The organism is Brevundimonas sp. (assembly GCF_036677305.1).
Lineage (GTDB): Bacteria > Pseudomonadota > Alphaproteobacteria > Caulobacterales > Caulobacteraceae > Brevundimonas.
The window spans coordinates 1-2,002 of the sequence record NZ_JAKFEB010000187.1 but is presented as its reverse complement, the minus strand read 5'-3'; the positions used below and the strand labels follow the sequence as shown (position 1 = coordinate 2,002).

The 2,002-nt window shown below is 71.0% G+C and carries 2 protein-coding genes; both read left to right on the top strand.

Going from position 1 to position 2,002, the window contains the following annotated elements:
• On the top strand, window positions 1-747 hold a 747-nt coding region (locus V6M42_RS11120), incomplete at its 5' end, for an amidohydrolase family protein (protein ID WP_332678517.1).
• The coding region (locus tag V6M42_RS11115; protein WP_332678516.1) for an amidohydrolase family protein at window positions 747-2,002 on the top strand (1,256 nt) is incomplete at its 3' end. The genes V6M42_RS11120 and V6M42_RS11115, both read left to right, overlap by 1 nt.

Sequence of the window (2,002 nt, the reverse complement as noted above, 5' to 3'; positions counted from 1 at the left end):
GGCTATCGCGCCGCCTTCATCGCGGCCCGCGAGTACAAGGCCAAATGGGACAAGTGGCGCGAGGACGGCGAGGGCTCGCCGCCGACCCGCAATCTGCAGCTCGAGACCCTCGCCGGGGTGCTGGACGGGTCGGTGCTGGTGCAGAACCACTGCTACCGCGCCGACGAGATGGCGGTGATGATCGATATCGCCAAGGAGTTCGGCTACCGGATCACGGCCTTCCACCACGCCATCGAGGCCTACAAGGTCGCGCCGCTGCTGGCCCGCGAGGGCATCTGCGCCGACATGTGGACCGGCTGGTGGGGCTTCAAGATGGAGGCCCTGGACGCGGTCGAGGCCAATGCGGCCCTGGTCGACGCCCAGCCGAACAGCTGCGCGGTCATCCACTCGGACGACGCCGAACTGACCCAGCGCCTGAACCAGGAAGCCGCCGCCGGTCTGGCCGCCGGACGTCGTATCGGGATGAACATCTCCGAGGAGCGGGCGATCAGCTGGATCACGCTGAACCCGGCCCGTTCGCTGGGCATCGCCGACCAGACGGGGTCGCTGGAGGCCGGCAAGCGCGCCGACGTGGTGATCTGGAGCGCCAATCCGTTCAGCGTCTACGCCCGCGCCGACCAGGTCTTCATCGACGGCGGCCTGAGCTTCGACCGCATGGACCCGGCCTATCAGCCCGTCTCCGACTTCGAACTGGGCCAGCCCGGCTTCGGCCTGTCCGCCGCCAACGTCCCGCAGGGAGCCCGCTGATGCGCCTCAGGAACCTCATCCTCGGCGCCGCCTGCGCCGCCGCCCTGACCACCCCCGCCTTCGCCCAGTCCCTGACCGCCATCACCGGCGGGCGGGTGCTGACCGGCACCTCCGTCATCGAGAACGGCACGGTGGTGATCCAGAACGGCCGGGTCGTCTCGGTCGGGACCGGCGCCGCGCCGTCAGGCGCCCGCGTCATCGACGCCCGCGGCAAGGTCGTCGCTCCCGGCTTCGTGGCCGTGGACAGCGGTCTGGGCGCGTCGGAGATCTCGTCGGTGGGCGGGTCGGACGACCAGTCCAACGGCGCCAACTCCATCAGCGCCTCGTTCGACGTCAGCTACGGCCTCGATCCCTGGTCCTTCACCCTGCCGGTCGCGCGCCTGGGCGGGATCACCCGCGCCATCGTCGTGCCCAGCCACCCGGGAAGCTCGGGCGGGCACCAGCACCAGGACGACAGCGACTTCGCCGGCGTCGGCTCGGCGGGTCTGCAGGCCCCCAGCCTGTTCGCCGGTCAGGCGGCCGTCATCCATCTGGCGCAGGGAACGGACATTCTGGTGAAGCCGCGCGTGGCCATGGTCGCGCCGTTCGGCGAGGCCGGAGCCGGCGTCGCCGGCGGCGCGCGGGGGGCCGAGTTCACCCAGTTCAAGGAAACCCTCGCCGAGGTGCGCCTGTATGCGCGCAACAGGGCCGCCTACGACCGCGCCGGCCTGCGCGACCTCAGCCTGTCGCGAGCCGATCTGGAGGCCCTGATCCCGGTGGCCAACGGCACCATGCCCCTCATCGTCACCGTGCACCGCGCGGCGGACATCCAGCAGGTGCTGCGGCTGGCGCGCGAGGAGGGGGTGAAGGTCATCCTGGACGGCGCCGAAGAGGGCTGGCTGGTCGCCGACCAGATCGTGGCCGCGGGCGTGCCCGTGCTGCTGAACCCGATCTCCAACCTGCCGGGCAACCTCGAGACCCGCGCCGTGCGGATGGAGAACGCCGCGGCCCTGGACGCCGCGGGCGTGACCATCGCCATCAAGGGCAATGAGGGCTCGATCCACCGCGCCCGCGAGACCCGCTACAACGCCGGCAACGCCGTCTCGCACGGTCTGCCGTACGAGTCGGCGATCGAGGCGATCACGGTGAATCCGGCGAAGATCTTCGGCATGGCCGGGCAGATCGGCGAACTGCGCGCGGGCGCGGCGGCCGATGTGGTCGTCTGGTCCGGCGATCCGCTGGAGCCGCTGAGCAACGCCGAGATCATCTTCATCGG